Raw genomic sequence first — 25,099 nt, forward strand, 5'->3', positions numbered from 1 at the left:
ATTCCATGCCGGATATCAGAATTGTTTGCGAACATTGTGGCTCAGACCGTTTTATTGCCGCGGTGAATTCTCCGTTGGCAGAAGTCGTACATTCCATCCAGTGCGCTGATTGTGCTCATCCTGTGAGAGTCGATGAAGTGGTCATCTTCAGAGACGGCACCTACATCAGCGGGACATTCGACACGTCATCAGGTACCCAGAACCGGTTGAATGATTTTGATATCTGACGCTCAATTCTTTAAGACCTGCTCTTTCATTCTTTCCGGCAGCATTCTTCAACTTTACTAATCTATTACAGGTACACCTGTTGGCTGTCGTGTCGATTTCCGGCATACACCGCTATGGATTAGTCAAAGGAGAAGGACATGCAAACCCACCCAAATTCGACGTGCCGTAAAATCGCAACGGCGCTGTACGAATTGTTAAACCCCATTCCGCTGGGATTTTTTGTCGCCGCCTGGATCTTCGATATTCTCTACATGAAAACGTTCATCAATATGTGGACCGATGCGGCCAACTGGCTGATTGTGCTGGGGCTTTTGATCGCGGTCATTCCGCGGCTGATCAATCTTATTCAGGTCTGGAGCGGCCCGAAATCCTTCGCTGACAGCGCAGTTAAGCTGCATTTTTGGCTGAATCTGGTGGCGGTCATACTGGCGATTTTCAATGCATTTATTCACAGCCGTGATGCTTATGCGGTGGTTCCTGCGGGCGTTATTCTTTCCACGGGAGTGGTGGTACTTATGCTTCTGGCGAATGTTCAGCTGGCATTACGTCTTCCTGTTGCGGGAGGGGCGATACGATGAAAATTTATCAACGCCTTTTATCCGCCTGCGTACTGGCTGCGTTGCTCAGCAGTTGTGATGACAGTTCGCAAATTGATCCCAAAAAACAGACCGGAGCAAATCCTGAACTGCCTGAGGCACAGAACTTTTTAATGCCGCCTATGAAAGTGCCGGAAGGTATTCCCTGGAAAAACGGTGAAATGCCCAAAGTCGCTGAGGGGCTGAAAATCGAGAAAATCGCCGAAGGGCTGAAACACCCCCGTCAGGTTTACGTTCTGCCCAACAATGATGTGCTGGTGGCGGAATCTAACGGTCCGGCGAAAAAACTCATCTTCCGTCCGAAAGAGCTGATTATGGGCATGGTGCAAAAGTCGTCGGGTAAAGGAGGCGAGGGCGGTAACCGTATTACCTTGCTGCGCAATACCGGCGGCAAGTGGGAAAAACATACGTTTATTGAGCATGTGAATTCACCGTTCGGCATTCAGCTGACGGGAGACACGCTCTGGATTGCCAGTGCTGACAGCCTGATCAAATATCCCTATCAGACCGGTGAAACACACATCACCGCGCCGGGGGAAGTGGTCACTGAATTGCCGGGCGGCCCGATCAATCATCACTGGACTAAATCTCTGCTGGCAAGCCCGGACGGCAGCAAACTTTACGTCGGCGTCGGTTCGAACAGTAATATCACCGAGAATGGCATCGGCGCTGAAGACCGCCGAGCGGCGATACTGGAAGTGGATGCCGCGACCGGTGCCAGCCGGATTTATGCCAGCGGATTGCGCAATCCGACCGGTCTGCAATGGGAACCTCAGAGTGGAAAACTCTGGGCGGTGGTGAATGAGCGCGATGAAATTGGATCTGATCTGGTGCCTGATTACATGACATCGGTACAGGAACACGGTTTCTACGGCTGGCCTTACAGCTATTACGGTCAGCACGTAGATAAACGGGTAAAACCGCCGCGCCCGGATCTGGTAGAGAAAGCGATCAAGCCTGATTACGCGATAAGCTCACATGTCGCGCCGCTCGGATTGCTGTTCTATACCGGTGAAAATATGCCGCAATATCGCGACGGTGCGTTTGTCAGCGAGCATGGCAGCTGGAACCGTAAACCGCTCAACGGTTATCAGGTGATGTGGGTAAAATTCGAAAACGGTAAACCGGTGGGACTGCCACAACCGGTGGTAACGGGTTTCCTGACGGACGATCAGAAACAGGTTCGCGGTCTGCCTGTCGGGCTTGCCATGGATAAGCAGGGTGGCGTGCTGATTGCAGATGATGCGGGCAACGTGGTCTGGAGGGTGAGTCAGGCTCGGTAAAAATGCAGTCACGGAATGCGGTCAGGATGCCTGCATTCCGTGATTAAAAGAGTGCCTTTCAGCATAGCATTCCCAGAGTTAGTGAGATGCTGTTTTGACAAGTACTTCATAAACTCAGCTGGTTAGCCGATGTATTTACGATAATGTCCAGACCCTCCCCAATACTGATGATATCCCGGCGATAATAATATTGAATAGTTCCTGAGGCATACAGACTTTTACTTGGTGTGAGAAGTACCATGCATGGAAATACTTCCGGCATTTCAGCCTGTAGGTCAGTTTCAATTTCATCTGGAGAGAGAATAGCAGGGTCGGACTCCTTATCCAGAGAAAGGTATTCGTTTATAAACCACGTTCTGTACTCGTATTCATTCTTTAGAAGTTTCATCAGGTGTGCCTTTTGTAAATAGTATGATCCTCTTTAAAAAGAGACCTTTATGTAATGTTGAGATTAAAGAAATTAGATAATATTACGCAGAAGTTCCGAATGCGTGGCGATCATTTTACCAGTGACCATACACTGGCCGGGACTTTATCGAAATTTCTCCCTACAGTCAGTTCGGCTAACCGGTGGTCAACGGCAGAATAAAAAGCCTCATCCTGCGAAGCTCCGGTTTCATTATACTTGTGATACTCAATGATTTTTTCCAGTGTATCAATACGTTGGCATTGCCTGAGCTTTAACAACCAATCGAGTTTATTCATTTTAAGCACCTCACTTTAATAAAGTGTCAGTTTAAGAGAAGCGTATATTAAACCTTTAATACTTTTCCTGCTATTGGTGTTAATGAGTAAAAAAAACACCACGATCCAATTTTGTACTATCGGTTCATTTATAGTCGAATAAACGATTGATGGGCGGGGGGTACCTATGGATAATGCGTCCAACAGTTAAGTAAGAGTGTTGAAAAAAACTGTTAATACGTAGAGAGCAAACTTGCTGGCTTCTGTTAACAATAGTTGGATTCATTTATATCTGTCTTCTTGCTGTAATTTAAGAAAGTCTAACCGTTATTTAGGAAACGCCGGGGAATACCATATTGCATGGTAGTGCCAAACTATTTGGTCACTGGCAAAATTAATCACAAAGGAATATATCATGAAAAAGAATCTTATTGTTGCTGCTCTCGCGTCTTTATCCGTACTGTCTGCAGCGTCTGCTTTTGCTGCTGATGGTCAGGTTAATTTTAAAGGTGAAATCATTGATTCCGCTTGCACAGTAGCCAATACCCCGGCAGCTCCGCTGGATGTGACTTTGGGCCAGGTTCCTAAGTCATCTTTTGCAGCGACCGGTGATACTGCAGCGCCAACCAAGTTCACTTTGAAGCTGACTAACTGCCCTGCAACCGTCACTAAAGCTTCTGTGAAGTTTGATGGTACTGCTGCAAACGGTGACAACAGCGTGTTGGCTCTGACCCAGGAAACTGGCGTTGCTACAGGTGTTGGCGTTCAGATTACTGATTCCAGCGATAAAGTTCTGCCACTGTATACCGCATCAGCGTCTTACCCGCTGGTAGAAACTGCTGAAAACAGCCTGGACTTCGTAGCACGTTACATTTCCACTGCCAGCACTGTAACTGCGGGTCCTGCTAACGCAGTAGCAAGCTTCACCGTGAACTACAACTAAGATTTGCCACGTTATTTAACGTGTTAAACCATAAACCGGTGCAGTAAATGCACCGGTTTAAATGACTCACTATTTTGTGGAATTAAAAAATGAAATTAATACCAAGCCTGTTGACGGCCGCTTTGCTTTTTTCCGCAGGTGTTGCCCATGCTGGTGTTCTCGTGGGCGGAACCCGTCTTATTTATAACGGAGCGAAGAAGGAGTCTTCACTGAGCGTCAGCAACCCGGACAAAGTCCCATATTTAATCCAGTCATGGATTGAAACTACGGGTAGTGGTGCTGAGAAAGCCCCCTTCATGATCACGCCTCCATTATTTCGTCTGGATGGCGGGCAGGATAATGTACTGCGCCTGGTACGTACGGGAGGGAATTTGCCAGAAAATCAGGAAACGCTGTATTGGCTCAATATCAAATCAATTCCCTCTACGGTTAAGCAGCAGGATAGAAATACCTTACAGGTGGCTGTGAAAACGAGAATAAAACTAATTTATCGCCCGCAAGGTATTAAAGGTGTACCGGAAGATATGGCGCAGAGTTTGAAATGGCAGGTGACGGGAAAACAGCTAAAAGTGACTAACTCTACGCCGTTTTATATGAATTTCCTGCAGGTAAAACTGGGCAATACGGAGGTTGATGATGCGACTTATGTCGCACCAATGAGCAGTGCGAATTTTGCACTTCCGGCAGGGGCGTCTGGCAATAATGTTCAGTGGAAAATAATCAGTGATTACGGCGGCATCGGGCCGGAGCACTCTGTTTCACTATGATAACTCTTTATATGCTTTGACATCAGGATAATTCACAGGATTTTACATTTAGGTATTGGATTGAAAATGAGTCTTCAAAATTATAAAGCAGTGAAAATAAATAGACTGGTTTTGTTAGTTTCTCTAGCTCTGGGAACATTATCGTTTAATACCTTTGCTGGTGACTATTTTAATCCTGAATTATTGCAAATAGATAATCCGCAACAAGGCGCGACCGATCTCTCTATATATGAAAGTCAGGGAGGTCAGGCTCCGGGTACTTATCACATTGATATTTTCATTAATAATGATCAGGCCGATACCCGTGATGTGGTGTTCAAACTTGTCGCTGGTGAAAATGGCAAAGAAACCTTGCAGCCTTGTCTGAGTGCGAAAGCGCTGGCGGCGATGGGCGTGAAGACGGAACTGTTTCCTGATCTGGGTGACGGAGAATGTGCGTCGCTGAGTGCCATTCCTATGGCACATGCTGAATACCGTTTCGGCCAGCAGCAGTTGTTGTTAAGTATTCCGCAGGCGGCGCGGGGGTTCGTTGCCCCTGAAATGTGGGACAACGGTATTACCGCCATGATGCTTAATTACAGCATCACAGGAGCGAATAATTATGCGCGTACCACTAATGCACAGGATAACGACAGTCAGTATGTGAACCTGCGCCCTGGGATAAACATCGGGCCATGGCGGCTGCGTAACTATTCGACTTACAGCCGCAGTTCCGACAATCAGTCGCAGTGGGATACCGTCTATACCTACGCTCAACGCAGTATTATTTCTCTTAAAAGTCAGATGTTAGTGGGGGATTCAAGTTCACCGGCAGATGTGTTTGACAGCGTGCCTTTTCGTGGCGCGCAGTTAGCCTCTGATGATGACATGATCCCGGACAGCCAGAAAGGCTATGCACCGGTAGTGCGCGGGATTGCGAGAAGCAATGCGCAGGTCATTATCCGTCAGAACGGTTATGTGATTTATCAGAGTTTCGTTGCACCGGGGGCTTTCGAAATTACCGATATGTATCCGACCGGCGGCAGCGGTGACTTATTTGTCACCATCAAAGAAGCCGACGGCAGTGAACAGACGATGGTGGTCCCCTTCGCTTCATTACCCGTTTTGCAGCGGGAAGGCCGTTTAAAGTACTCGGTCACGGGCGGTAAGTACCGTTCCTATGACAGCAGCGTTGATAAGACTCCGTTTATGCAGGGAACGGCGATTTACGGTCTGCCGCACGGTTTTACCATGTATGGCGGCAGCCAGGCTGCCAGTCATTACCAGTCTGCGGCGCTGGGTATGGGTAAAAACCTGGGTGACTATGGCGCGATTTCCGTTGATATCACTCAGGCGCTGTCAACCGTTAAGGATCAGGATAAACGCAGCGGTCAGTCCATGCGTGCGCGTTACAGCAAGGATATTTTGCAAACGGGCACCAACGTGACCATCGCCGGGTATCGTTACTCTACCTCGGGCTATTACAGCATGCAGGATGTCATGGATTCATACCGCAGCGGTCAGGATAACCCGTTGACAGAGCGGCAGAAAAACCGCACCGAACTGTCCATGAACCAGAACCTGTGGGAAAACGCCGGTACGGTGTCTGTCAGCCTGATCAACGAAGATTACTGGAACAGTGGCCGTAACATGCGCTCTGTGACGTTGGGATACAACAATTCATGGCAGGGCATCAGCTATGGTCTGAACTATAGCTATAACGAAAACTCCACGGCGCAAAACGGCAACAATAACGCCTACAGTGGCGGGAGCAGTGGACGGATTTACGACCGTGACCAGGTGTTCGCGTTCAACATCAGTATTCCGCTGTCACGCTGGATGAGCAATACCTACAGCAGTTACAGCCTGAGCTCCAGCCAGAAGGGCAACACGACGCAAAACGTCGGCCTGAACGGTACTGCGCTTGAGGACAACAATCTGAGCTGGAGTGCGCAGGAAAGTTACGGCAGCAAAGGGACGGGCAACGGCGGCAACCTGAACGCGGATTATCGCGGTACCTATGGCGAAGTGAACGGCGGCTATTCCTATGATAAAGACAGCCAGCGCCTGAATTACGGCCTGCAAGGCGGCATCCTGGTTCATGAGAATGGTATGACGTTAGGCCAGCCACTGGGTGAAACCATCGCGCTGATTAAAGCACCGGGAGCAGGCAACGTGGGTGTCAGTAACCAGACAGGTGTGAAAACCGACTGGCGTGGTTATGCCATCGTGCCTTACACATCACCTTACCGTAAAAACTCGGTTCAGCTGAATACTGAAACGCTGCCGGACGATGTCGATTTAACCCTGACGAGTCAGACGGTGATACCGACGCGTGGTGCAGTCGTTCGGGCGAACTTTAACGCCAGTGTGGGTCAGCGCGTGTTAATGACCTTAATACGTCAGGGCGGCGCACCGGTACCGTTTGGCGCGATGGTCACCGCGTCGTCTCAAAAAGATGCACCGTCATTTATTGTTGGTGACGATGGGCAGGTATATCTCACAGGGTTAGATAATAGCGGAACGTTAATTGTCAAATGGGGAAGTGATAATACTCAGCAGTGTCAAGTAGATTACAGTTTACCAACGCAGGTCAGTTTAGACTCCCGTATTCAGACATTGAATATTAAGTGTAAATAAAAAAATTGCATGATGAAAATATGAAACAAAAACTTTATTTAATACTCACCCTTATATTTATGTTTGGATTCTCACTCCAAGCAAATGCAGGTTGTGATACGTCGGCTAAAAGTAATTCTCAAGTTAGTTTTGGAACAATTACTGTACAAAAAGATTTACCCATTGGGGCTGTAATCGCTTCCGTTAGAAACGTGGTTCAAAACCATGGTCAGATAATGTATTGTTCGTCGTCTGGTTCAATTTCATTTAAAATGCTCTATGGTGGCGGGATAAAAACATCAATTTCTCATGTATACGCCACAAATATACCTGGAGTTGGCATTAGCTCATATTATTATGATAAAAGCATATATTATGACTCACCATCTCGTGATCTTAGTATGCCACAAAAAACAGTTTTTTATTTGAATGAGTCGATAGTTGAATTAGTAAAAACAGGACCAATAAGTTCTGGTGAATTAGATAGCGGAACCGTAGGTGTTAGTTACGGAAATGATGCACCAACAAATTATGCAATCTCAACATCGCTCATTAATACTCGAATAAATGCGGTCCAATGTAGCATATCTAACCCAAGCATTAATGTACATTTAGATGATGTGCTGGGAGCTGATTTAAATAACGTTGGCACAACTGTGAAAGATAAAAACTTTGATATCGGATTACAGTGTGATGCTAGTGCAAAAATAAATATTAAATTAACTGGCGTTCAAAATACGGAGACGTCTACGTTGGGAGTGTTACAGCTTAGTAATGCAGGGCGAGACGATGTAGCGAAAGGTGTCGGTATTCAGATGCTTTATGACAATACTCCAATCGAACTGAATAAGAACATGCCATTGAAAACATCCTCCGGGGGTCAAGAAACATTTACATTTACTGCACGTTATTACCAGACGAACAGTACAGTGACCACTGGTTCTGCCAATGCGACGGCAACACTTGAAATCACATATCAGTAACTTATTTTAAATAAACCTCGATAATAAAGGAAATATATATGAAATCATTATTTAAAGCTTCAGCCATCGCGTTGATGATCGCCGCTTCCGGTATGTCTGTTGCGCATGCTGAGCCTGTCAATATCAACGTAACCGGCAATGTCGTCGCATCACCTTGTGTGGTGAACAACAGCAAAACCAGCTATGACGTCGACCTGGGGCAAACGATACAGGCCGCAGATCTGGCCACTGCCGGTGCAGCAACAACGCCCGTTGCGTTTGACCTGACCATGGCTTCCTGTCCTTCAGGCACCAAGAAGGTTATCGTGACCTTTACCGGCACCGCGGACACCGATCAGACGACCATGTTTAAAAATACCGGTACCGCGACCCCGCTGGCGGTGGAACTCTCCAGCGGCGGCACCGTTCTCAGCAACAACGGTACGCTGACTAAAGATGTCGCAGCGGATAAAACGGTGACCTATAACCTGAGCGCACGCGCTGTAACCGCGACCGGTAGCGTGATGCCAGGCACCATCGTGTCAGTGATTCAGGCGAACTTCACTTATAACTAAGACCGCAATGTGGGAGGCCTGAATGCGTCATTGGATGAAACATACACTGTTAATCGTTATAGCCGGAATATGGAGCTTAGACGTTCAGGCCATGGATCTGAATATAGGTGGCACCGTGGTTGCCAGCGCCTGCCAGGTGGATAATACGTCGGTCAGTCAGGTGGTCGATTTTGGGCAACTGCGCAGCACGGATTTAAAAGAGGCTGGCTCGGCAACCGAGTGGGCCCCTTTTACCGTGAAACTGATTAATTGCCCGTCCACTACCCACAGTGCGAAGGTCACCTTAACAGGGACGCCTTATTCTGACGGTCCCGATCTGTACGGGAACAGCGAAACAGCAAAAAATATTGCCGCACAAATCGCGCTGGATAACGATAAAACGGTGGTGATAGCAAATGGCAGCAGCGTGACCGTGATGGTCGATGCGAAACATTCTGTCGTTTACAATTTTGTTGCCAGGCTATACAGCGTTAATGGTAATACTTCCAGCGGGACATTCAGCAGCATTGTGCAGATGGGTTTTACCTACAATTAATGTTTCACAATGGATGCTATAGAACGAAAAACTATAGCATCCCTTTTATCTGGTCAGCCTTATCCGCAAAGATATCAGAAGGGACTTTTAGCGAAAACATCATGCTGGCGAGCTCAGTTCTGATAAATTCAAAAGAGCACATGTTAAAATTTTTCAGGGAGATGATTAATTTTTATCAGCAAACCTCTTTTTACAATAATGTAGCCACCTTTATTAAGCTGAGCTAACATTTTCATAATCACGCTTCTTGACAAATTCGTTCTCTCTTTAATATATCTTTCCGCGGTTGTAGCCGCGCGTACTTCAAAATCTTCCTCAATTAAGCCACGGAGATAGTTACAAACAAGGGTGTAAGTCGGCACGGACGTGTTTTGCTGCAAATATTGCTGATACCGCGTAGCCATATACATCAGAAAGCGTGTGGTACTTTCCCACAGATTATTTTCGCCCACCGTATGCAGCACAGCATCGACAGGTGCAAGAATGTACCTGATAGGGCCAATCGCACGCACTGTCAGTGAACTGTCATCATGCCAGAAATCGCTTAGCCCCATGATCCCCGGCGCATTAAAGTCAGTAAACGTCAGCTCATCACTCCCGCGGTTAAGGCCACACTGTCCTTCAGCAAGCAGAAAACACATTCTCTGACCGTTGATATTGAGATTAAACCGGTCGCCATTGCGTGCCTTAAGCAAAGGAAAATCGGGTTGCAGAGCATCGATAATTGCCTGAATGTGTTCAACAGGCTTTTCAGCATTTTTATGATTTTCCAAAGGAATTTCCTCATTTCTCTCAACGCAGATGATGAGTATAGTTTAATTCGCGTTGCCGAAGGTCATGGCAACATAATTATTGTTGTTTTCCAAATCCTTATCAGTGTTCACCGGTTCCTGAAGCACACATGTCACACAATGACAGTCTTCCGTCCATCATCAGGGATGACGCTATAAAAAGTGTATTCTGCACCTAAAATACAAATTTAATTTCAGGATCCAATTTTGGATGTAAGGTATATAACTGGCACGGGAATTTATTGAAGGAGGAAAGTCGTTAGAGCATAATGCCTGTGAATTAAACGGGGTTTGTTTATTTTTAAGAAAACATAAGATACTACTCTGTGATTATTTATTTTAAATCCAATTATATCCCATAAGCCATGGGGGCCAGATATTTGTCATTTTTCTAAACGTGATACTTATGATAAAGGCAGGCGATATATAAATGGGGCGTCTCATCATAACTCGGGGTAGAATATATGTATGATTATACTAAAACATTGTACCATAATTCACATCCTCAAGAAGTTGAAGATATTTTCAATTTCATCAAGGAGATTTGTCCCGTAAAAAAAGGGCGAGCGGGGCAACGTTTTACATTGCAGCAAAATAATATAAAAATGTGCCTGATATTATATCAGGGCACATGTATTATTCGCAGAATTAAAGATTCCCTGGTGTTATCGACGATCAAAGCACCGAACATGGTAGGGTTGTATGATTTGTATCATGAGAAATCTGAGATACAGGTTATTGCAAACAGTGATATTGAATTCAGGTTGGTAAGCATCGAAGAATTATTGAAATACACCGATCAACATCATCAGTGGAAGAACTTTTGTTATTTTTTATTGCTCTCCGCTACCCGGTTTTGTGATTATCAAAAAGAAAATGCCGGGATAAGCAACTATGAGTTGATTTGCAATATGCTTACTTCGCTGGAGAATGAAAGCTTTGAGATAAGGGCCACCACCACAGCATTAGAATATATTCAGGAGCGAAGCAAGCTTTCACGAAGCGGCATAATGAAAACCCTCTCCACGCTGAGGGAAGGAGGCTATATTACGATTAAAAATGGCCTGCTTATTAATATATTGTATTTGCCCAAGAAATTCTAGGTAAAGGAATAGTTATTTTAACTAAGGGACAGGATGAAATTATACATTTTGACACAAAATCAGTACATGTTTATGGGCTTAAAACACCTGCTCTGTTTTTACCTAGATAGAGAGTGCATACAGCTTGATCCTAAAGATGAAACGAATATCGATATTTACAGATCAAGTTCGGCATCTGATATTTTCTTTGTTATACCTGATGGTGAATATCTGGATCTATTATCTTTGATCCATCTGCATCATAGTCATTCACCTGTACTTATCGCAAATAACGATATTGCCTGGAAAGTGAGCGCGGTATTTGATTTTTCACCCTTACCGCAAAAATTTATGTTAGGTGACATACTCCATGGGCTCTGTTTTTTAAAGATAAAAAAGAAATTAATCCAATTTCCGCGCATGACAGAAAGAGAGAAAAAGGTGCTGTTATTAGTGAAAAAAGGGTATGCCATCCCGAGGATCAGTAGCTTAATGAACATAAAAAGAAAAACGGCCTTACATCACCAGCTGAATGCCTTGAAAAAAGTGGGTATAAAGAAAACACACCACATTTTTAAGCTCCCGAAGAACTATATCCGTTATCTTTGTGGCCCCGTAGATACTACCGCATAAGTCGGCAGTTTGAATGTTTCATGAAAATGGTCCGGTTTTACCCTCAGTAGCAACGGTGGACATGTCACGCAGACATTCATCACTTTCGCGCCAGTGCCGGGCCTTTTCATGCTTTCGATGGAAATGGGGGTTTCCACAGGCTGCCAAACCGAGCAAAAGGGAGTGGAACGGGATTGAGTGCGCGACCTGATATTGCATTTAACATAATCATGATTATGCGCACCAAATCTGTAAGTCCCATTTTATCCAAAATCTCATCAAAATCTTTCGATCTCTTGCCCATTACGTACATGCCGGGCTTGAAAATTACATCATCTTTGATTATTTTGGCAGTGCCTTCTGAAGGTCGTAAGCGTTTACGTTAACCAACGCGCATCTCCCGCTTAACTGTGGGCAATCTGATGTGCAGGTAACGATAAATGTCTAAATTTTTTCTCCCGCTTTTTTCATTTCGACGTCCGCAAGTTCTGGGATTCATCCTCTATTTTCTCGCTGGTTTTGCAGACGGCCTGATGGTGCCATTTTTTCCGCTTTGGGCGCAACACACGGCGGCAATTCCGGTCGGGCTGATCGGCTTACTGTTTGGCTGTTATGCGGGTGGCGAACTGATTGCCGCGCCGTTTATTGGCGGCATTGCTGACCGCGTTGGCCGCAGGCCGGTGCTTATACTCTCGGCTACCGGCGTTGGTCTGGGGTTTATTGCGCTCTATTTTACGCATGGCGTCATTGAAGCCGCATTAGTTCTGGTGGTCATCGGGATTTTTGAATCTGTCTTACACCCAACGATATACACACTGATCGCTGATGTAACACCGGCTGCTGAGCATCGTCACCAATTCAGTATCGCGCGTGTTTGCTCATATGCTGGGGGGATTTCGGGTCCGCTGCTGGGTGCTGTCATCGTGCAAAGCAGTCTGGGTGACGTGTTTATGGCCAGCGGAATTGCTCTGTTGTGTGGCGCCGTTCTGCTGATTCTTTGCCTGCCAGAAACCCGGAAACATGGCGATGAACCGGATGACGAGGAAGAAGATGAAGGTTTTGCCGCTTTGTTGCCCGCTTTTCGCGACCGGCGGCTCGCCATTTTGTTGTTCTGGGCTCTGCTGCTGGGTGTTTCAGGCAGCTGGGTTGAAGCCATTTTACCGCTCTATGCCCATAATCAGCTGGGAATGAGTGACACGGATGTCGGCCTGTTGTTCACCTTTGGCGCGGTGCTCAATACTTTCGGGCAGATCACCCTGACTAAATTGTTTTCCCGACGCTCACCTCTGTTCATCGTACTCAGTGCGGGGCTGACGTTGATCCTGGCTTTCGGTGTACTTTTAACATCTCCGAATATTCTGGCTCTGGTTGTAGCCGTTTGTTTCTATTCTCTGTCACAGATGATGGTCGGCCCGCTGATGCCTGCCGCCGTCAGTCAGCTGGCACCGGTCAGATTGCGCGCGACGTATATGGCGGCGCTGTCGGTGGTCAGTGATTTACGTGATTCGGTGGGGCCAGCAACGGGAACTGCGCTGTTCGCGGTGGCTTATACCCTGCCGTGGATGCTAGGTATTCCGGTTGTGGTAGTGGCCGCGCTGGGATTAGGTATCTCATTGTCAAAACGAAGTAAATCTTCAGTTCAGAACTCTGAAAACGTGTAAACATCCTAAACTGAAGGTGACAGGAACACCCTGTCACCTTCATTCAATTGTCGCTTACGCCGACAGTTGTTTGATCAGCACTTCTGCCGTTTCCGTTGAGGACATCGGGTTTTGTCCGGTGATCAGCAGGCCGTCGCGGACGACATACGAACTCCAGTCAGCGCCTTTGGAATAGTTCCCGCCCTTCGCAATCAGCTCGTCTTCCACCAGGAAAGGCACCACGTCCGTCAGGCCGACCGCCTCTTCTTCCGTATTGGTAAAACCAGTGACTTTTTTGCCTTCCACCAGCGGCTTGCCGGCAGGTGTTTTTACATGACGCAATACGCCGGGAGCATGACAGACAAGCGCAACGTGTTTGTCCGCCGACAGGAATGCTTCGATGAGTGCAATTGAGTTTTTATCTTCGGCAAGATCCCACAAAGGACCGTGACCGCCCGGATAGAAAACGGCGTCGTAATCTGCCTGCGAAACGCTGTCGAGGCGAACCGTTGCAGCCAGTTGCGCCACGGCATCCGCATCGGCTTCGAAACGATGAGTCTGTTCGGTCTGGAAATCAGGCTCATTGCTTTTCGGATCTAACGGCGGATTCCCCCCCTTCGGCGAAGCCAGCGTGATTTCAGCGCCAGCATCCTTGAACGCATAGTATGGCGCTGCCAGCTCTTCGAGCCAGAAACCTGTTTTACGTCCGGTATCGCCCAGCTGGTCGTGTGAGGTTAAAACCATAAGAATCTTCATTGTAAATCTCCAGTGTAGTAGGTAAAAACGATCAAGTAGACCAGTCGTCTATTTATCGGGTAAATAAAAAACGGTGAACCGTTTGTGATACACCCCCGTCAGGGGGCGGTATGAATAATTTGCTGCGTCATGCTCATAGCCGAATCGAACGGGCCGGTATTGCGGACAATCTTAACCATAATGCTGGCACCGACCCAGAGCTGATAAAGGCTCTCTGCGACACGAGCGGGCTCATCATCAATGCTCAGGGAGCCTTCTGCGACGCCGGATTCTAACGCCAGCGTCAGGCGCGATATTATCCCCGACGTTCCCGCCTGTAAGGTTAAGCGCATGCTGTCGGACAAATCCGCCACTTCTGCGCCAAGTTTCACGGCAAGGCATTTCCCCTGGCAGTCAAAAAATGACTGTGACTCCTGCCATTGCTGCCAGTAATTCATCAGGCGCTGCGACATCTTCAGGCCCGGCTGGCTCAGCGTGCTGTCAAGCTGCGCCAGATAATCGTCAAAATAGCGCTCAAGCATCGCCGCGCCAAAGGCCTCTTTCGAACCGAAATAATGGTAGAAAGACCCTTTAGGCACGCCCGCGTCCTTGAGGATTTCATTGAGTCCGACCGCCGAAAACCCCTTACCGGCCATAATTCGCTGGCCAGTCTCGAGAATGTGTTCGCGGACATCATTGTTATGGTGCTGAGTTGCTGTCGTCATGGGGCTAAACTATCAGCGATTAGACCAGTCGTCTACAAGTAAATTAGATAAATTGTCTTTTGCCCAAAAAAAAGAGGCCGATCGTCAGATCCGCCTCTTTCATTTTTACGCTGTTGTTCCGCTATTTAATGAGAATAGCGTTATGCCTTATCACGCATTGGTCGCGGGTTTCGTTTGTGAATTTTCCAGCATTTTGCGCACCGGAATGATCAGAACGAACAGCACTGCGGCACAGATCAGCAGCGAAATAGAACAACGCGCGAACAAGTCTGGCAGAACGTCCAGCTGATCGGCTTTTACGTGGCCGCCAATCAGCCCAGCCGCCAGATTACCCAGCGCACTGGCACAGAACCACAGCCCCATCATCTGGCCGCGCATTCTTTCCGGCGCCAGCAGCGTCATGGTCGCCAGCCCAATCGGGCTCAGGCAGAGTTCGCCCAGCGTCAGCATCAGAATACTGCCCACCAGCCACAGCGGGGATACCCCTGCTCCGCCGTTGCTCAGCACATTCTGCGCCGCCATCATCATGATCCCAAAGCCCGCTGCGGCGCACAAAATACCGATGATGAACTTAGTGATGCTGCTCGGACGCACATTATTCTGTGCCAGTTTCGGCCATGCCCAGCTAAATACCGGGGCCAGCAAAATGATGAACAGCGCATTGACGGACTGGAACCACACGGCAGGGATTTCAAAATCGCCGATCATGCGGTTGGTGTAGTCATTAGCAAACAGGTTGAACGAGGTCGGTTTCTGCTCAAACGCAGACCAGAAGAATGCCGCTGAAACCAGCAAAATGAAGCAAACCAGCAGTCTGGCGCGTTCTTTGCGATTCAGACCGGCGAACACGAACAGATAGATGAAATAGAGTACGACCGAGGCCGCAATGACGTACACCAGCATACTGGCGAGTGCGACAGGATTAATGACGATAATGCCCTGTGCGATCAGCGTAACGACAACCGCCACACCGGCCGCCAGCGCCAGCAACCAGGCGCCGACGCCTTTCTTCTTCGCGACCGGGCTGTTCCAGGTGGAATCCAGACCGACTTCGCTGTCATAGCGTTTCATCGCAGGAACGGCGTAAACGCGGAAGATAATCAATGCTACCAGCATCCCGATACCACCGATACCAAAGCCCCAGTGCCAGCCGTGGGTTTTGATCAGCCAGCCGGAAATCAGCGGTGCGATAAATGAACCCATGTTAATGCCCATATAAAACAGTGAGAAACCGCCGTCGCGGCGCGCATCCCCTTTTTTATACAGCGTGCCCACCATGACGGAGATACACGTCTTAAACAGGCCGGAACCGAGGACGATAAACATCAGGCCGATAAAGAACAGGTTGTCGCCAAACCACGCAGACAACGCAATCGCCAGGTGGCCGAGCGCAATCAGAATTGAACCGTACCAGACCGCTTTTTGCTGCCCGAGCCAGTTATCCGCCAGCCAGCCGCCCGGTAATGCGGCGAGATACATACAACCCGCGAAAATACCGACGATTGCCGATGCATTTTCGCGCGCCAGCCCCATGCCGCCGTCGTAAACGGTCGCGGCCATGAACAGAATCAGTAAAGGGCGGATCCCGTAAAACGAAAACCGTTCCCACATTTCGGTAAAGAACAATGAACCCAGCGGATACGGATGGCCGAAGAACGTCCGGCTCTCGTTTTTGTTAACAGAGGAATGCATAAATTCTCCAGAGAAAGTCTTTAGTCGTGCTTGTGAATACCGAAATGTCCGGCGGCATCTGGACGGCCGCTCTACGACAATCAGCTATTATTATGAGTAGCAAAATACCAGTCAGGTCTGGCGCCAACCGTGGGACTTTAAGATGAAAAGTCGACAGTTGTCTACTTTTACAGATTTTAAATCGGCAAAAAGAGAGGGGTTATTGGCATGAATAGGGCGAGGGAATTTAACGCTTAAGGAAAACAACCCTATGATTTATAGATAAATCTTATTGCACAAAATGCCGGTGTTGTACTTTTAAAAAAGAACAGACGCCATGACCGCGCGTCTGTTCTGATCTGCCGGTTTCAGTGAAGTGAGCCGGAAATCTGCGTTGTCCGTTTCCCTTTACGGGAACGCCAGAGCGTAAAACTGCTCCAGATTTGCGCGATCCGGTAATGCCGTCATGGCCCCTCTGGCCGTCGTTGCCAGCGCCCCGCAAGCCAGCGCCTGACGGAGTGTCTGCTCCCAGTCGCTTTCTGAATTCAGCGGCCAGTGTTGCGCCAGTCCGGCCAGTAAACCGGCGACAAACGCATCGCCCGCACCGGTTGTATCCAGGGTTTTCACTTCAGGTGCCGGATATTGCATCAACGACGCATCTTTTTTGCGGTATACCGACACGCCATTTTTGCCCTGTGTGACCAGCAAAAGTTCAGGATTATGACGGTCGCACAAACGCAGAATTCCCTCGGAAAGTAGCGCTTCACCCGTCAGATATTCCAGCTCGTCTTCGGAAATCTTGATGATATCGGCCATCGACAGCGCCTGGTTCAGGCAATCGCGTAGCTGATTTTCATCCGGCCATAAGTCGTGGCGAATATTTGGATCAAAACAAACGACGCCGCCGGCGGCTTTCATCTGCGCCATCGCCAGCACGGCGGAAGAGCGGCTGGGTTCTGCGGATAAAGCAATGGAACACAGATGCAGAAACTGCCCGGCTTTGAAGGCCGGAATATCCGTCGGTTGGAGGAATAAGTCCGCACCCGGACGCACCATAAAGGTAAAAGACCGTTCTCCATCGGCATCGTTTTCAACCACCACGGTTGACGTGCGATGGCTGACGTCAGGCAGCATGTGCTCTGTGTCCACACCTTCAGCGCTCAGCGTTTTCTTCAGGAATTTCCCAAACGGGTCATCCCCTACCCGCCCGATAAATGCGCTTTCTCCGCCCAGACGACTGATCCCCACGGCGACGTTAGCGGGCGCGCCTCCCGGACATTTCAGTAAGCGGCCATCCTCTTCCGGAATTAAATCCACCACCGCATCGCCCAGTACCCAAATTCGACTTTTCATTTTCATTCCCTGTATTCAATCCCTGTCTGGCTACAGGGTTAGGTAAAATAGAAGAACCGGTTTAGCTAATCAAGTACAAATGAATTATCCGAGTTTAGTGATAATTTGCAAAGAGGATCACAAATACGGGAACTGACGGTAAAACATCATTGATTAAATCGGGTGCGGGTGATTATTGTGCACAGGAAAACCAGTTTAGCAATTTAGCAAAAATGGTTTTTCTCATAATAATTACACTTACCCTGAGGGATAAAAATGATGATGAAACCTCGCTATCTTGCTGTTGCTATTGGATTAATTCTTTCTGGCGCCGCGCAGGGAGCGGATACGTCGGTGAGTGCCATTGAGGCCCGCCTGAATGCTCTGGAGAAAAGACTGCAACTTGCCGAGAATCGCGCCGCCAAAGCAGAAGCCCGCGCCACTGAAGCAGAAAAACAGGTAAAAACGCTGGAAACACGCACCGCCAGCAATGAACAACAAACCCGTCAGGTGGCCAGGAATGCGGAAATAAATCAGCAAAAAACGGCTCAGGTGGCTGAACGTACAGAATCGTTAGCCAGCATTAACAACAAAACCAGCAGTGCGCCTGAAGGCTTCAAATTCTCAGGCTATGCCCGTTCCGGCGTGATCATGAATGATTCCGGCACATCAACCGAAAGTGGCCCGTACGTGACTCCGGCCGGGCAAACCGGCGGTGCGGTGGGTCGTCTGGGCAACGAAAACAACACCTACGTTGAATTAAATCTGGAACATAACCAGACCCTGGCCAGCGGCGCGACCTCCCGCTACAAAGTCATGCTGGCGGACGGCCAGCGCAGTTATAACGACTGGACCGGTGCAACCAGCGATCTGAACATCCGCCAGGCGTTTGTTGAATTAGGCTCTTTGCCGACGTTCAGTGGCCCGTGGAAAGATTCGACGCTGTGGGCGGGTAAACGATTTGACCGGGATAATTTCGACATTCACTTCCTCGATTCCGACATCATTTTCCTTGCCGGGACCGGTGGCGGTATCTATGACGTTAAATGGGGAGAAAACCTGAAAAGTAACTTCTCACTTTACGGACGTAACTTTGACGATCTCGAAAATAAGAATAAAGACGATACGCGGATTGAGAACTACATTGTCACGGCGAACAACTACGCCGGACCTTTCCAGTGGATGCTCAGCGGCCTGCGCGCCAAAAATAATCAGGATCGCGAAAATACCGGCACTCAGGGCATCACGAATGCCGCCGATACCGGCTTCCACACCCTGCTGGCGTACCACGGGGACAGCTTCTACGGGCTGCGCGACGGGACATCCACGACCGCACTGCTTTACGGTCATGGCCTGGGCGCAGAGGTTAAAGCGCTGGGTTCGGACGGTCATCTGACCGATGACGCCAATACGCTGCGTCTGGCAACTTACGGGATCACGCCGTTAAGCAAAAACTGGAGCATCGCCCCTGCCGTTCTGGCGCAGCAGAGTAAAGACCGCTATATCTCCGGCGATGATTACAAATGGGTGACGTTCAACACCCGCCTGATTCAGCAGATCACCGAAAACTTTGAACTGGCGTATGAAGGCAGCTATCAGTACATGGATCTCGATCCGCAGGGTTACAACGATTACAACAAGGTGAAAGGCGGATTCTACAAACTGACCTTTGCGCCAACCTTCAAAGTGGGTGATATCAGCGACATGCTGAGTCGCCCGGAAATTCGCTTCTTCGCCAGCTATATGGACTGGAGCAAAGATCTCGACCGTTATTCTTCCGGCGATTCGTTCGGCACGGATGGTTTTACCGCAGGCGGACAGTGGAATTTTGGTATCCAGATGGAAACCTGGTTCTAAAAAACAGGGTGTGATTCACCAGGACGCGCCCGGTTAAACCGGGCGATGTCGATAATAAAAACGGTAAGGGACAAAATGAATATCAATGCAATTGCCACGCAGTTGCTGCCATTACTTGGCGGCAAAGACAATATCGCCAGCGCGGCGCACTGCGCGACACGCCTGCGTCTGGTGCTGGCCGATGACAGCCTGATCAATAAAAGTGGCATAGAAAAAGTTGAAGGCGTGAAAGGCTGTTTCAGCAATGCGGGCCAGATACAGATTATTTTTGGTACCGGTCTGGTGAATAAGGTTTACGCCGAGTTCATCAAAGTGGCGGGCATCAGCGAGTCCAGCAAGTCTGAAGCGGCGGATATTGCGGCGCAAAAACTGAATCCGTTCCAGCGTATTGCCCGTGTGTTATCCAACATTTTTGTGCCGATTATTCCGGCGATTGTGGCTTCCGGTCTCCTGATGGGCCTGCTCGGCATGGTGAAAACCTACGGCTGGGCAAATCCTGAGAGCGCGATTTTTATCATGCTCGACATGTTCAGCTCGGCGGCATTTATCATTCTGCCGATCCTGATTGGCTTTACGGCGGCGCGTGAATTTGGCGGTAATCCGTTCCTGGGGGCCACGCTGGGCGGAATTCTGACCCACCCTGCGCTGACCAATGCCTGGGGCGTTGCCAGCGGTTTCCACACCATGAATTTCTTTGGTATTGAAATTGCGATGATCGGCTATCAGGGCACGGTATTTCCGGTGTTGCTGGCGGTCTGGTTCATGAGTTTCATTGAAAAACGCCTGCGAAAAATCATCCCTGATGCACTGGATTTAATCCTCACGCCGTTCCTGACGGTGATCATTTCGGGATTCATCGCGTTCCTGATTATCGGCCCCGCGGGTCGTGCGCTGGGTGACGGAATTTCGTTTGTGCTCAGTACGCTGATCGCGCATGCAGGCTGGTTCGCCGGGCTGGTATTTGGCGGATTATATTCCGTGATTGTGATCACCGGGATTCATCACAGCTTCCATGCGATTGAAGCCGGGCTGCTGGGGAATCCGAACATTGGCGTTAACTTCCTGCTGCCGATCTGGTCAATGGCGAACGTGGCGCAAGGCGGTGCCTGTCTGGCGGTTTATTTCAAAACGAAGGATGCCAAAATCAAAGCCATCGCCGTGCCTTCAGCCTTCTCGGCCATGCTGGGCATTACCGAAGCGGCAATTTTTGGTATTAACCTGCGATTCATGAAACCGTTCCTTGCCGCGCTGGCGGGGGGGGCGCTGGGCGGAGCCTGGGTGGTGGCGATGCACGTGAATATGACGGCCGTCGGCCTGACCGGTATTCCGGGGCTGGCGATCGTACAGGCCAGTTCGATCCTCAGCTATCTGATTGGCCTGGTGATTGCTTTTGGGAGCGCATTCCTGCTGTCATTGTTGCTGAAATACAAAACGGAGAGTGAATGATGACGGAAACGAGCTTGCTCAAACAAGCCCTGCGCAGCGTGGTTGCAGGGCAGGTCAAAGCAGCGTCGGACCCTTACCGGCCCGTCTGGCATCTTGCGCCACCGGTAGGATTACTCAACGACCCGAACGGATTTATTCAGCATAAAGGCCGTTATCATGTTTTCTATCAGTGGAATCCGCTGGCCTGTGCGCATGGCGCGAAATTCTGGGGGCACTGGAGTTCGGCGGATTTACTGAACTGGCGGCACGAACCGCTGGCGCTGGCACCGTCGGAAGCCTACGAAACCCACGGCTGTTATTCCGGTTCAGCGGTCAGCGATCACGGTCACCTGACGCTCATTTATACCGGCAACGTGAAATACCCTGATGGCAGCCGCACGGCGTTCCAGTGTCTGGCGCGTGAAAACGCAAAAGGTGAATTTGATAAAACCGGCCCGGTGCTGGATTTACCGGAAGGCTATACCGGTCATGTGCGTGACCCGAAAGTCTGGCGAAAAGGCGGCCACTGGTTCATGGTGCTGGGCGCGCAAGATCTCAGCCTTCAGGGCAAAGTCTTATTGCTCCGCTCTGACGACCTGCTCAGCTGGGAATTTCTGGGCGAAATTGCCGGATCTAATCTGAACGGATTAGGGGATTTCGGTTACATGTGGGAGTGTCCGGATTTATTCAGACTGGACGGTCAGGACGTGCTGATTTGCTGTCCGCAAGGTCTGCCTGCGCAAGCAGACCGTTATCTGAATACCTTCCAGTCGGGCTATTTTGTCGGGCATCTGGATACCGAAAAAGCGAAGTTTCCGCATGGCGAATTCACGGAGCTGGATCTGGGATTTGAGTTTTATGCGCCGCAAACGACGCAAACCGATGAGGGGCGCCGGTTGCTTATTGGCTGGATGGGTATCCCGGACGGCGATGAGTTTTATCAACCCACGGTGGAAAACGGCTGGCTGCATACCCTGACCTGCCCGCGCGAACTGACGCTTGTGGCCGGTAAAATTTTTCAGCGCCCTGCCCGTGAATTGCAGGCTCTTCGCGGCGACATGCAGCAGTGGCAAGGGCTGGCGGACGACGCACCGGTTTGGGATGTTACCCGTGCTGAAGTGGACATTGAAACCGTACAGGCTTTCAGCGCTGATTTTGGCGGAGACCTGCTGCTGAGATGGGACGGTGATTGTCTGCATCTGACGCGTAAAAACCGGCGCACCGGATTGCCGGAAGAACGTGTCTGGCACGGCTCGTTACGCAAACTGACGGTAATGTGCGACAGCTCGGGCATCGAGATTTTCATCAACGACGGGGAAGCGGTGATGACCTCACGCTATTTCCCGGTATTACCGGCCAGATTAAACTTCAGCGGCCATTACCCGATTGCGCTGCGCCACTGGCTGTTAGCCGATTGCGTGTTAGAATAAAAACCTTTCCGGACAACAGAATATGGCGCAGTGAAAAAGACCAAACGCATCACTATCAGTGGCATAGCAGAGCTGGCTGGCGTATCGAAATCGACTGCCAGCCAGGTTCTTAACGGACACAGCAAGAAGTTTCGCATCTCCGATACGACGCGCGATCGCGTGCTTGCGGTGGCCGCCGAGCAGCATTATCAGCCCAGTATCCACGCCCGTTCACTTAACGTCACCCGCAGCTTCACGCTGGGTCTGGTTGTCCCGGAAATGACCAACTACGGTTTTGCGGCCTGTTCCAACGAGCTTGAAACGCTCTGCCGCGAGAACGGCATGCAACTGCTGATTGCCTGCACGGATGAGAACACCAGTCAGGAAACCATGGTGGTGAACAACCTTATCCAGCGTCAGGTAGACGGGCTGATCGTGGCGTCCAGTATGCTCAGTGATGCGGAATACGTGAAAATCAGCCAGCAGTTACCTGTGGTTCTGTTTGACCGTCATTTGCAGGAAACGCAACTGCCACTGGTCGTGTGCGAAGCCATCGAATCCTCGGCCGAACTGGTCGCGCGGGTGGCAAAAAAGCATCCGGATGAGTTTTATTTTCTCGGCGGCCAGCCACGCATCTCTCCAACGCGCGACCGTCTGGCCGGTTATCAGCTGGGGCTTGAGCGTGCGGGTGTCAGCCTGAATCCTGAATGGATAATGTACGGAAATTATCATCCCAGCTCAGGTTATGAAATGTTTGCCAATCTTTGTGCCCGGCTCGGGCGTCCGCCTAAAGCGTTGTATGTCGCGTCCTGCGGGCTGATGGAAGGAGTATTGCGTTATATGAGCCAGCACAAACTGCTCGGGAGCGATATTCATCTGTGCAGTTTTGACGATCACTATCTTTATGACTCACTCACGGTGAAAATTGATACCGTCGCGCAGGATTGCAAGGCGCTGGCAATTCATTGTTTTGACATGATTATCAGCCTGATCAATGAACAACCGACTGAGCAGATTCAAAGCTATTTAGCGCCAAAACTTCACTGGCGGCATCCAGATTCTGCGGAAACCACAAACTGAATATCATCCTGCGCGCATGAATCTGTTGACCCGAGGAATGCGCCTGAATCCATCACTTCACATCAAGCTGGAAAATGCGTAAAAACGCCCTTTTCCCTTCTTCAGTAAACGTGACTTCGCGATAGCCCGGCGTTCTGTTCAGCCACCCTTTTCGCTCAAAAGCGGCCAGTAAAGCGGCGCCGGAATCGCCCCCGAGATGGAAACGTCGCTCGCTCCAGTCGAGACACGCGCAGCTGCTTTTGCGCCGGGGGTTCGGGTTCAGAATGGCGCCTAAATCTTCAAAATGCTGCTTTCCGGCGGGCGTCAGCGCATTACCGTCAGGTTCCAGCCAGCCTTCGTTACTCATGAATTCGTAAATCCCGACCGCGATTTTTCCTGCCAGATGGTCATAACAGGTTCGCGCGACGCGCAAATGTACCGGCGTTTTGGGCTGCGGCGATTTCATGGATTTCATGGAAATCCCCATCAGGGTTTCCAGAAGATGGGCGACATCGCTGCCAGCCAGCCGGTAATAACGGTGTCTTCCCTGCGAAAGGCAGGTAATTAATTCGCTGTTGAGGAGTTTGGTCAGGTGCGCGCTGGCGGTGGACGCCGCAATATTGGCGACCGAACTCAGCTCTGTCGCGGTCCACGCGCGGCCATCCATCAGCGCGCAAAGCATGCTGACCCGCGAAGGGTCAGCAATGGCCGAAGCAACCGCGGATAACGATAGTTCAAGCTGCAATCCGTCATCATCCGTTTTACGAACGTTGGGTAAACTCATTCAGTCGGTACGTCCCATTCTGCTGTTACCTGTGTGGCCAGTGTATTGTTATCGGTAAGCAAAATCAGCCGGTTATCGTGATCGCTGTACTGCACCAATATGTTAATCCCGTTCTGCGCGATGACTGCGGCAATGGCACCCAGTTCTCCGGGGCGTTTCTGTTTCAGCTTTCTGATGACCGGCTTTGTGACCTGCCGGACGTCCAGCCCGGCGGCCGCCAGCACCGTGCGGGCCAGCTCGCCCTCTTCAACCAGAAAATGCGCATGGCTTTCATCGCCTGCCGTAAACACACCGCCGCCTTCAAGCCCTACACCATTTTTGCCGAGGACAGAACCGAGGCGCGCCAGCTCACCGGGCGCATTGCGGAGAATAACGTGAATATCATACATGCGAATAACCTCCTTTTTCAGATGAATAGTCCCTGAGAACCTCAACAACGCGGATCCGGTAAAAAGAGAAAATAGTGTTCCGTCCCTCGGATTGTGCAGCCTGATGTTTAAGATTCTTTTTCCACGCCAGCACCGACGCTTCATTTTCCCACCATGACAGCGACAAAATTTTTCCCGGTGTACTCAGGCTCTGAAAACGTTCAATAGAAATAAAACCCGCAACGTCGTCCAGCAAAGGTTTTAGCTCTGCGGCCAGCTCAAAGTAGCGGTCCCGTTGTTCAGGAAAGGCGTCAGCCTCGAAAAGTACAGCGATCATAAAATGCTCCGGTATGAATGTCTTCGGAGCTCACTATAAGATGCAAAAATGGGTGACACTTCGGTGGCGGACGAAATGTTGATGTTCGTATCCACCCCACT

General features: G+C 49.6%; 25 protein-coding genes. 15 read left to right on the forward strand and 10 right to left on the reverse strand.

What is annotated here, in order from left to right; all coding sequences use genetic code 11:
- Positions 1–365 precede the first annotated feature (365 nt).
- Positions 366–806, forward strand: a complete 441-nt coding sequence (locus GW579_RS16740) for a DUF2231 domain-containing protein (protein ID WP_165060357.1) — start codon at positions 366–368, stop codon at positions 804–806.
- Positions 803–2,107, forward strand: a complete 1,305-nt coding sequence (locus GW579_RS16745) for a PQQ-dependent sugar dehydrogenase (RefSeq protein WP_165060360.1) — start codon at positions 803–805, stop codon at positions 2,105–2,107. The genes GW579_RS16740 and GW579_RS16745 overlap by 4 nt, the downstream gene beginning before the upstream one ends.
- A 106-nt stretch (positions 2,108–2,213) precedes the next feature.
- Here GW579_RS16745 and GW579_RS16750 read toward each other — a convergent pair whose 3' ends face one another.
- Positions 2,214–2,495 (reverse strand): hypothetical protein, encoded by a 282-nt coding sequence (locus GW579_RS16750; RefSeq protein ID WP_152323885.1) that lies wholly within the window; start codon positions 2,493–2,495, stop codon positions 2,214–2,216.
- Between the two features lie 110 nt (positions 2,496–2,605).
- On the reverse strand, positions 2,606–2,812 hold the full coding sequence (locus GW579_RS16755; RefSeq protein ID WP_165060363.1) for an Hha/YmoA family nucleoid-associated regulatory protein: 207 nt from the start codon (positions 2,810–2,812) through the stop codon (positions 2,606–2,608).
- 394 nt (positions 2,813–3,206) lie between these two features.
- On the opposite strand from GW579_RS16755, the gene GW579_RS16760 reads away from it, so the two are divergent.
- The 6 genes from GW579_RS16760 to GW579_RS16785 all read left to right on the forward strand — a co-directional run bounded on the left by GW579_RS16760 (position 3,207) and on the right by GW579_RS16785 (position 9,171).
- A complete protein-coding gene (locus GW579_RS16760; protein ID WP_152323887.1) occupies positions 3,207–3,734 on the forward strand; it encodes a fimbrial protein in 528 nt (175 codons plus the stop codon).
- A gap of 89 nt (positions 3,735–3,823) precedes the next feature.
- On the forward strand, positions 3,824–4,501 hold the full coding sequence (locus tag GW579_RS16765) for a fimbrial biogenesis chaperone (protein WP_165060365.1): 678 nt from the start codon (positions 3,824–3,826) through the stop codon (positions 4,499–4,501).
- Between the two features lie 66 nt (positions 4,502–4,567).
- Positions 4,568–7,120 (forward strand): fimbria/pilus outer membrane usher protein, encoded by a 2,553-nt coding sequence (locus GW579_RS16770; RefSeq protein ID WP_165060368.1) that lies wholly within the window; start codon positions 4,568–4,570, stop codon positions 7,118–7,120.
- Between the two features lie 20 nt (positions 7,121–7,140).
- On the forward strand, positions 7,141–8,082 hold the full coding sequence (locus GW579_RS16775; RefSeq protein WP_165060370.1) for a fimbrial protein: 942 nt from the start codon (positions 7,141–7,143) through the stop codon (positions 8,080–8,082).
- A gap of 38 nt (positions 8,083–8,120) precedes the next feature.
- Positions 8,121–8,636, forward strand: a complete 516-nt coding sequence (locus GW579_RS16780; protein ID WP_165060373.1) for a fimbrial protein — start codon at positions 8,121–8,123, stop codon at positions 8,634–8,636.
- 91 nt (positions 8,637–8,727) lie between these two features.
- Entirely contained in the window at positions 8,728–9,171 is a 444-nt protein-coding gene (locus GW579_RS16785) for a fimbrial protein (RefSeq protein WP_152323892.1), read from the forward strand.
- Positions 9,172–9,314: 143 nt separating this feature from the next.
- Here GW579_RS16785 and GW579_RS16790 read toward each other — a convergent pair whose 3' ends face one another.
- A complete protein-coding gene (locus tag GW579_RS16790) occupies positions 9,315–9,944 on the reverse strand; it encodes a helix-turn-helix domain-containing protein (RefSeq protein WP_165060377.1) in 630 nt (209 codons plus the stop codon).
- 482 nt (positions 9,945–10,426) lie between these two features.
- Between GW579_RS16790 and GW579_RS16795 the strand changes: the two genes are divergently transcribed.
- The 3 genes from GW579_RS16795 (at position 10,427) to GW579_RS16805 (ending at position 13,317) form a co-directional block, all read left to right on the forward strand.
- Positions 10,427–11,065, forward strand: coding sequence for a helix-turn-helix domain-containing protein (locus tag GW579_RS16795; protein ID WP_152323894.1), 639 nt, complete (start codon positions 10,427–10,429; stop codon positions 11,063–11,065).
- A 33-nt stretch (positions 11,066–11,098) separates the two neighbouring features.
- On the forward strand, positions 11,099–11,677 hold the full coding sequence (locus GW579_RS16800; protein ID WP_165060381.1) for a helix-turn-helix transcriptional regulator: 579 nt from the start codon (positions 11,099–11,101) through the stop codon (positions 11,675–11,677).
- A 419-nt stretch (positions 11,678–12,096) separates the two neighbouring features.
- Entirely contained in the window at positions 12,097–13,317 is a 1,221-nt protein-coding gene (locus GW579_RS16805; RefSeq protein ID WP_165060384.1) for an MFS transporter, read from the forward strand.
- A gap of 54 nt (positions 13,318–13,371) precedes the next feature.
- On the opposite strand, the gene GW579_RS16810 is transcribed toward GW579_RS16805, so the two are convergent.
- The 4 genes from GW579_RS16810 to GW579_RS16825 form a co-directional block, all read right to left on the reverse strand.
- Complete coding sequence (locus tag GW579_RS16810) at positions 13,372–14,052, reverse strand: type 1 glutamine amidotransferase domain-containing protein (RefSeq protein WP_165060386.1); 681 nt, start codon at positions 14,050–14,052, stop codon at positions 13,372–13,374.
- 98 nt (positions 14,053–14,150) lie between these two features.
- On the reverse strand, positions 14,151–14,756 hold the full coding sequence (locus GW579_RS16815) for a TetR/AcrR family transcriptional regulator (RefSeq protein WP_152323900.1): 606 nt from the start codon (positions 14,754–14,756) through the stop codon (positions 14,151–14,153).
- Positions 14,757–14,906: 150 nt separating this feature from the next.
- Positions 14,907–16,448: a peptide MFS transporter gene (locus tag GW579_RS16820; RefSeq protein ID WP_152323901.1), complete on the reverse strand. Its 1,542-nt coding sequence runs from the start codon at positions 16,446–16,448 to the stop codon at positions 14,907–14,909.
- A 387-nt stretch (positions 16,449–16,835) separates the two neighbouring features.
- Positions 16,836–17,780, reverse strand: coding sequence for an aminoimidazole riboside kinase (locus tag GW579_RS16825; RefSeq protein WP_165060390.1), 945 nt, complete (start codon positions 17,778–17,780; stop codon positions 16,836–16,838).
- A gap of 255 nt (positions 17,781–18,035) precedes the next feature.
- Between GW579_RS16825 and GW579_RS16830 the strand changes: the two genes are divergently transcribed.
- The 4 genes from GW579_RS16830 to GW579_RS16845 all read left to right on the forward strand — a co-directional run bounded on the left by GW579_RS16830 (position 18,036) and on the right by GW579_RS16845 (position 23,530).
- Positions 18,036–19,616: a carbohydrate porin gene (locus GW579_RS16830; RefSeq protein ID WP_165060393.1), complete on the forward strand. Its 1,581-nt coding sequence runs from the start codon at positions 18,036–18,038 to the stop codon at positions 19,614–19,616.
- A gap of 75 nt (positions 19,617–19,691) precedes the next feature.
- Positions 19,692–21,062: a sucrose-specific PTS transporter subunit IIBC gene (locus GW579_RS16835; protein WP_152323904.1), complete on the forward strand. Its 1,371-nt coding sequence runs from the start codon at positions 19,692–19,694 to the stop codon at positions 21,060–21,062.
- Positions 21,062–22,471, forward strand: coding sequence for a sucrose-6-phosphate hydrolase (locus tag GW579_RS16840; protein WP_165060587.1), 1,410 nt, complete (start codon positions 21,062–21,064; stop codon positions 22,469–22,471). The genes GW579_RS16835 and GW579_RS16840 overlap by 1 nt, the downstream gene beginning before the upstream one ends.
- A 30-nt stretch (positions 22,472–22,501) precedes the next feature.
- The gene (locus GW579_RS16845) at positions 22,502–23,530 is read left to right on the forward strand and encodes a LacI family DNA-binding transcriptional regulator (RefSeq protein ID WP_152323905.1); all 1,029 of its coding nucleotides are present in this window, start codon (positions 22,502–22,504) and stop codon (positions 23,528–23,530) included.
- 52 nt (positions 23,531–23,582) lie between these two features.
- Here GW579_RS16845 and GW579_RS16850 read toward each other — a convergent pair whose 3' ends face one another.
- The 3 genes from GW579_RS16850 to GW579_RS16860 are packed head-to-tail and all read right to left on the reverse strand — an operon-like array spanning position 23,583 to position 24,998.
- Positions 23,583–24,293 carry an ArsR/SmtB family transcription factor gene (locus GW579_RS16850; RefSeq protein WP_165060396.1) on the reverse strand — a complete coding sequence of 237 codons (711 nt, stop codon included), beginning with the start codon at positions 24,291–24,293 and terminating at the stop codon, positions 23,583–23,585.
- Positions 24,290–24,682, reverse strand: coding sequence for an amino acid-binding protein (locus tag GW579_RS16855; RefSeq protein ID WP_165060399.1), 393 nt, complete (start codon positions 24,680–24,682; stop codon positions 24,290–24,292). Before GW579_RS16855 ends, GW579_RS16850 begins: the two co-directional genes overlap by 4 nt.
- Positions 24,675–24,998, reverse strand: coding sequence for an antibiotic biosynthesis monooxygenase family protein (locus tag GW579_RS16860; RefSeq protein WP_152323908.1), 324 nt, complete (start codon positions 24,996–24,998; stop codon positions 24,675–24,677). The genes GW579_RS16855 and GW579_RS16860 overlap by 8 nt, the downstream gene beginning before the upstream one ends.
- Between the last annotated feature and the right edge of the window lie 101 nt (positions 24,999–25,099).

The organism is Rahnella contaminans (assembly GCF_011065485.1).
Taxonomy (GTDB): domain Bacteria; phylum Pseudomonadota; class Gammaproteobacteria; order Enterobacterales; family Enterobacteriaceae; genus Rahnella; species Rahnella contaminans.

Excerpts from the sequence above, each read along its gene's own strand:
- GW579_RS16855 (WP_165060399.1), bottom strand. The coding sequence starts at position 24,682 with ATGTATGATATTCACGTTATTCTCCGCAATGCGCCCGGTGAGCTGGCG.
- GW579_RS16745 (WP_165060360.1), top strand. The coding sequence starts at position 803 with ATGAAAATTTATCAACGCCTTTTATCCGCCTGCGTACTGGCTGCGTTG.
- GW579_RS16810 (WP_165060386.1), bottom strand. The coding sequence starts at position 14,052 with ATGAAGATTCTTATGGTTTTAACCTCACACGACCAGCTGGGCGATACC.
- GW579_RS16835 (WP_152323904.1), top strand. The coding sequence starts at position 19,692 with ATGAATATCAATGCAATTGCCACGCAGTTGCTGCCATTACTTGGCGGC.
- GW579_RS16740 (WP_165060357.1), top strand. The coding sequence starts at position 366 with ATGCAAACCCACCCAAATTCGACGTGCCGTAAAATCGCAACGGCGCTG.
- GW579_RS16840 (WP_165060587.1), top strand. The coding sequence starts at position 21,062 with ATGACGGAAACGAGCTTGCTCAAACAAGCCCTGCGCAGCGTGGTTGCA.
- GW579_RS16760 (WP_152323887.1), top strand. The coding sequence starts at position 3,207 with ATGAAAAAGAATCTTATTGTTGCTGCTCTCGCGTCTTTATCCGTACTG.
- GW579_RS16795 (WP_152323894.1), top strand. The coding sequence starts at position 10,427 with ATGTATGATTATACTAAAACATTGTACCATAATTCACATCCTCAAGAA.
- GW579_RS16850 (WP_165060396.1), bottom strand. The coding sequence starts at position 24,293 with ATGAGTTTACCCAACGTTCGTAAAACGGATGATGACGGATTGCAGCTT.
- GW579_RS16770 (WP_165060368.1), top strand. The coding sequence starts at position 4,568 with ATGAGTCTTCAAAATTATAAAGCAGTGAAAATAAATAGACTGGTTTTG.
- GW579_RS16800 (WP_165060381.1), top strand. The coding sequence starts at position 11,099 with ATGAAATTATACATTTTGACACAAAATCAGTACATGTTTATGGGCTTA.
- GW579_RS16750 (WP_152323885.1), bottom strand. The coding sequence starts at position 2,495 with ATGAAACTTCTAAAGAATGAATACGAGTACAGAACGTGGTTTATAAAC.
- GW579_RS16820 (WP_152323901.1), bottom strand. The coding sequence starts at position 16,448 with ATGCATTCCTCTGTTAACAAAAACGAGAGCCGGACGTTCTTCGGCCAT.
- GW579_RS16830 (WP_165060393.1), top strand. The coding sequence starts at position 18,036 with ATGATGATGAAACCTCGCTATCTTGCTGTTGCTATTGGATTAATTCTT.
- GW579_RS16805 (WP_165060384.1), top strand. The coding sequence starts at position 12,097 with ATGTCTAAATTTTTTCTCCCGCTTTTTTCATTTCGACGTCCGCAAGTT.
- GW579_RS16825 (WP_165060390.1), bottom strand. The coding sequence starts at position 17,780 with ATGAAAAGTCGAATTTGGGTACTGGGCGATGCGGTGGTGGATTTAATT.
- GW579_RS16755 (WP_165060363.1), bottom strand. The coding sequence starts at position 2,812 with ATGAATAAACTCGATTGGTTGTTAAAGCTCAGGCAATGCCAACGTATT.
- GW579_RS16780 (WP_165060373.1), top strand. The coding sequence starts at position 8,121 with ATGAAATCATTATTTAAAGCTTCAGCCATCGCGTTGATGATCGCCGCT.
- GW579_RS16785 (WP_152323892.1), top strand. The coding sequence starts at position 8,728 with ATGGATCTGAATATAGGTGGCACCGTGGTTGCCAGCGCCTGCCAGGTG.
- GW579_RS16860 (WP_152323908.1), bottom strand. The coding sequence starts at position 24,998 with ATGATCGCTGTACTTTTCGAGGCTGACGCCTTTCCTGAACAACGGGAC.
- GW579_RS16815 (WP_152323900.1), bottom strand. The coding sequence starts at position 14,756 with ATGACGACAGCAACTCAGCACCATAACAATGATGTCCGCGAACACATT.
- GW579_RS16765 (WP_165060365.1), top strand. The coding sequence starts at position 3,824 with ATGAAATTAATACCAAGCCTGTTGACGGCCGCTTTGCTTTTTTCCGCA.
- GW579_RS16775 (WP_165060370.1), top strand. The coding sequence starts at position 7,141 with ATGAAACAAAAACTTTATTTAATACTCACCCTTATATTTATGTTTGGA.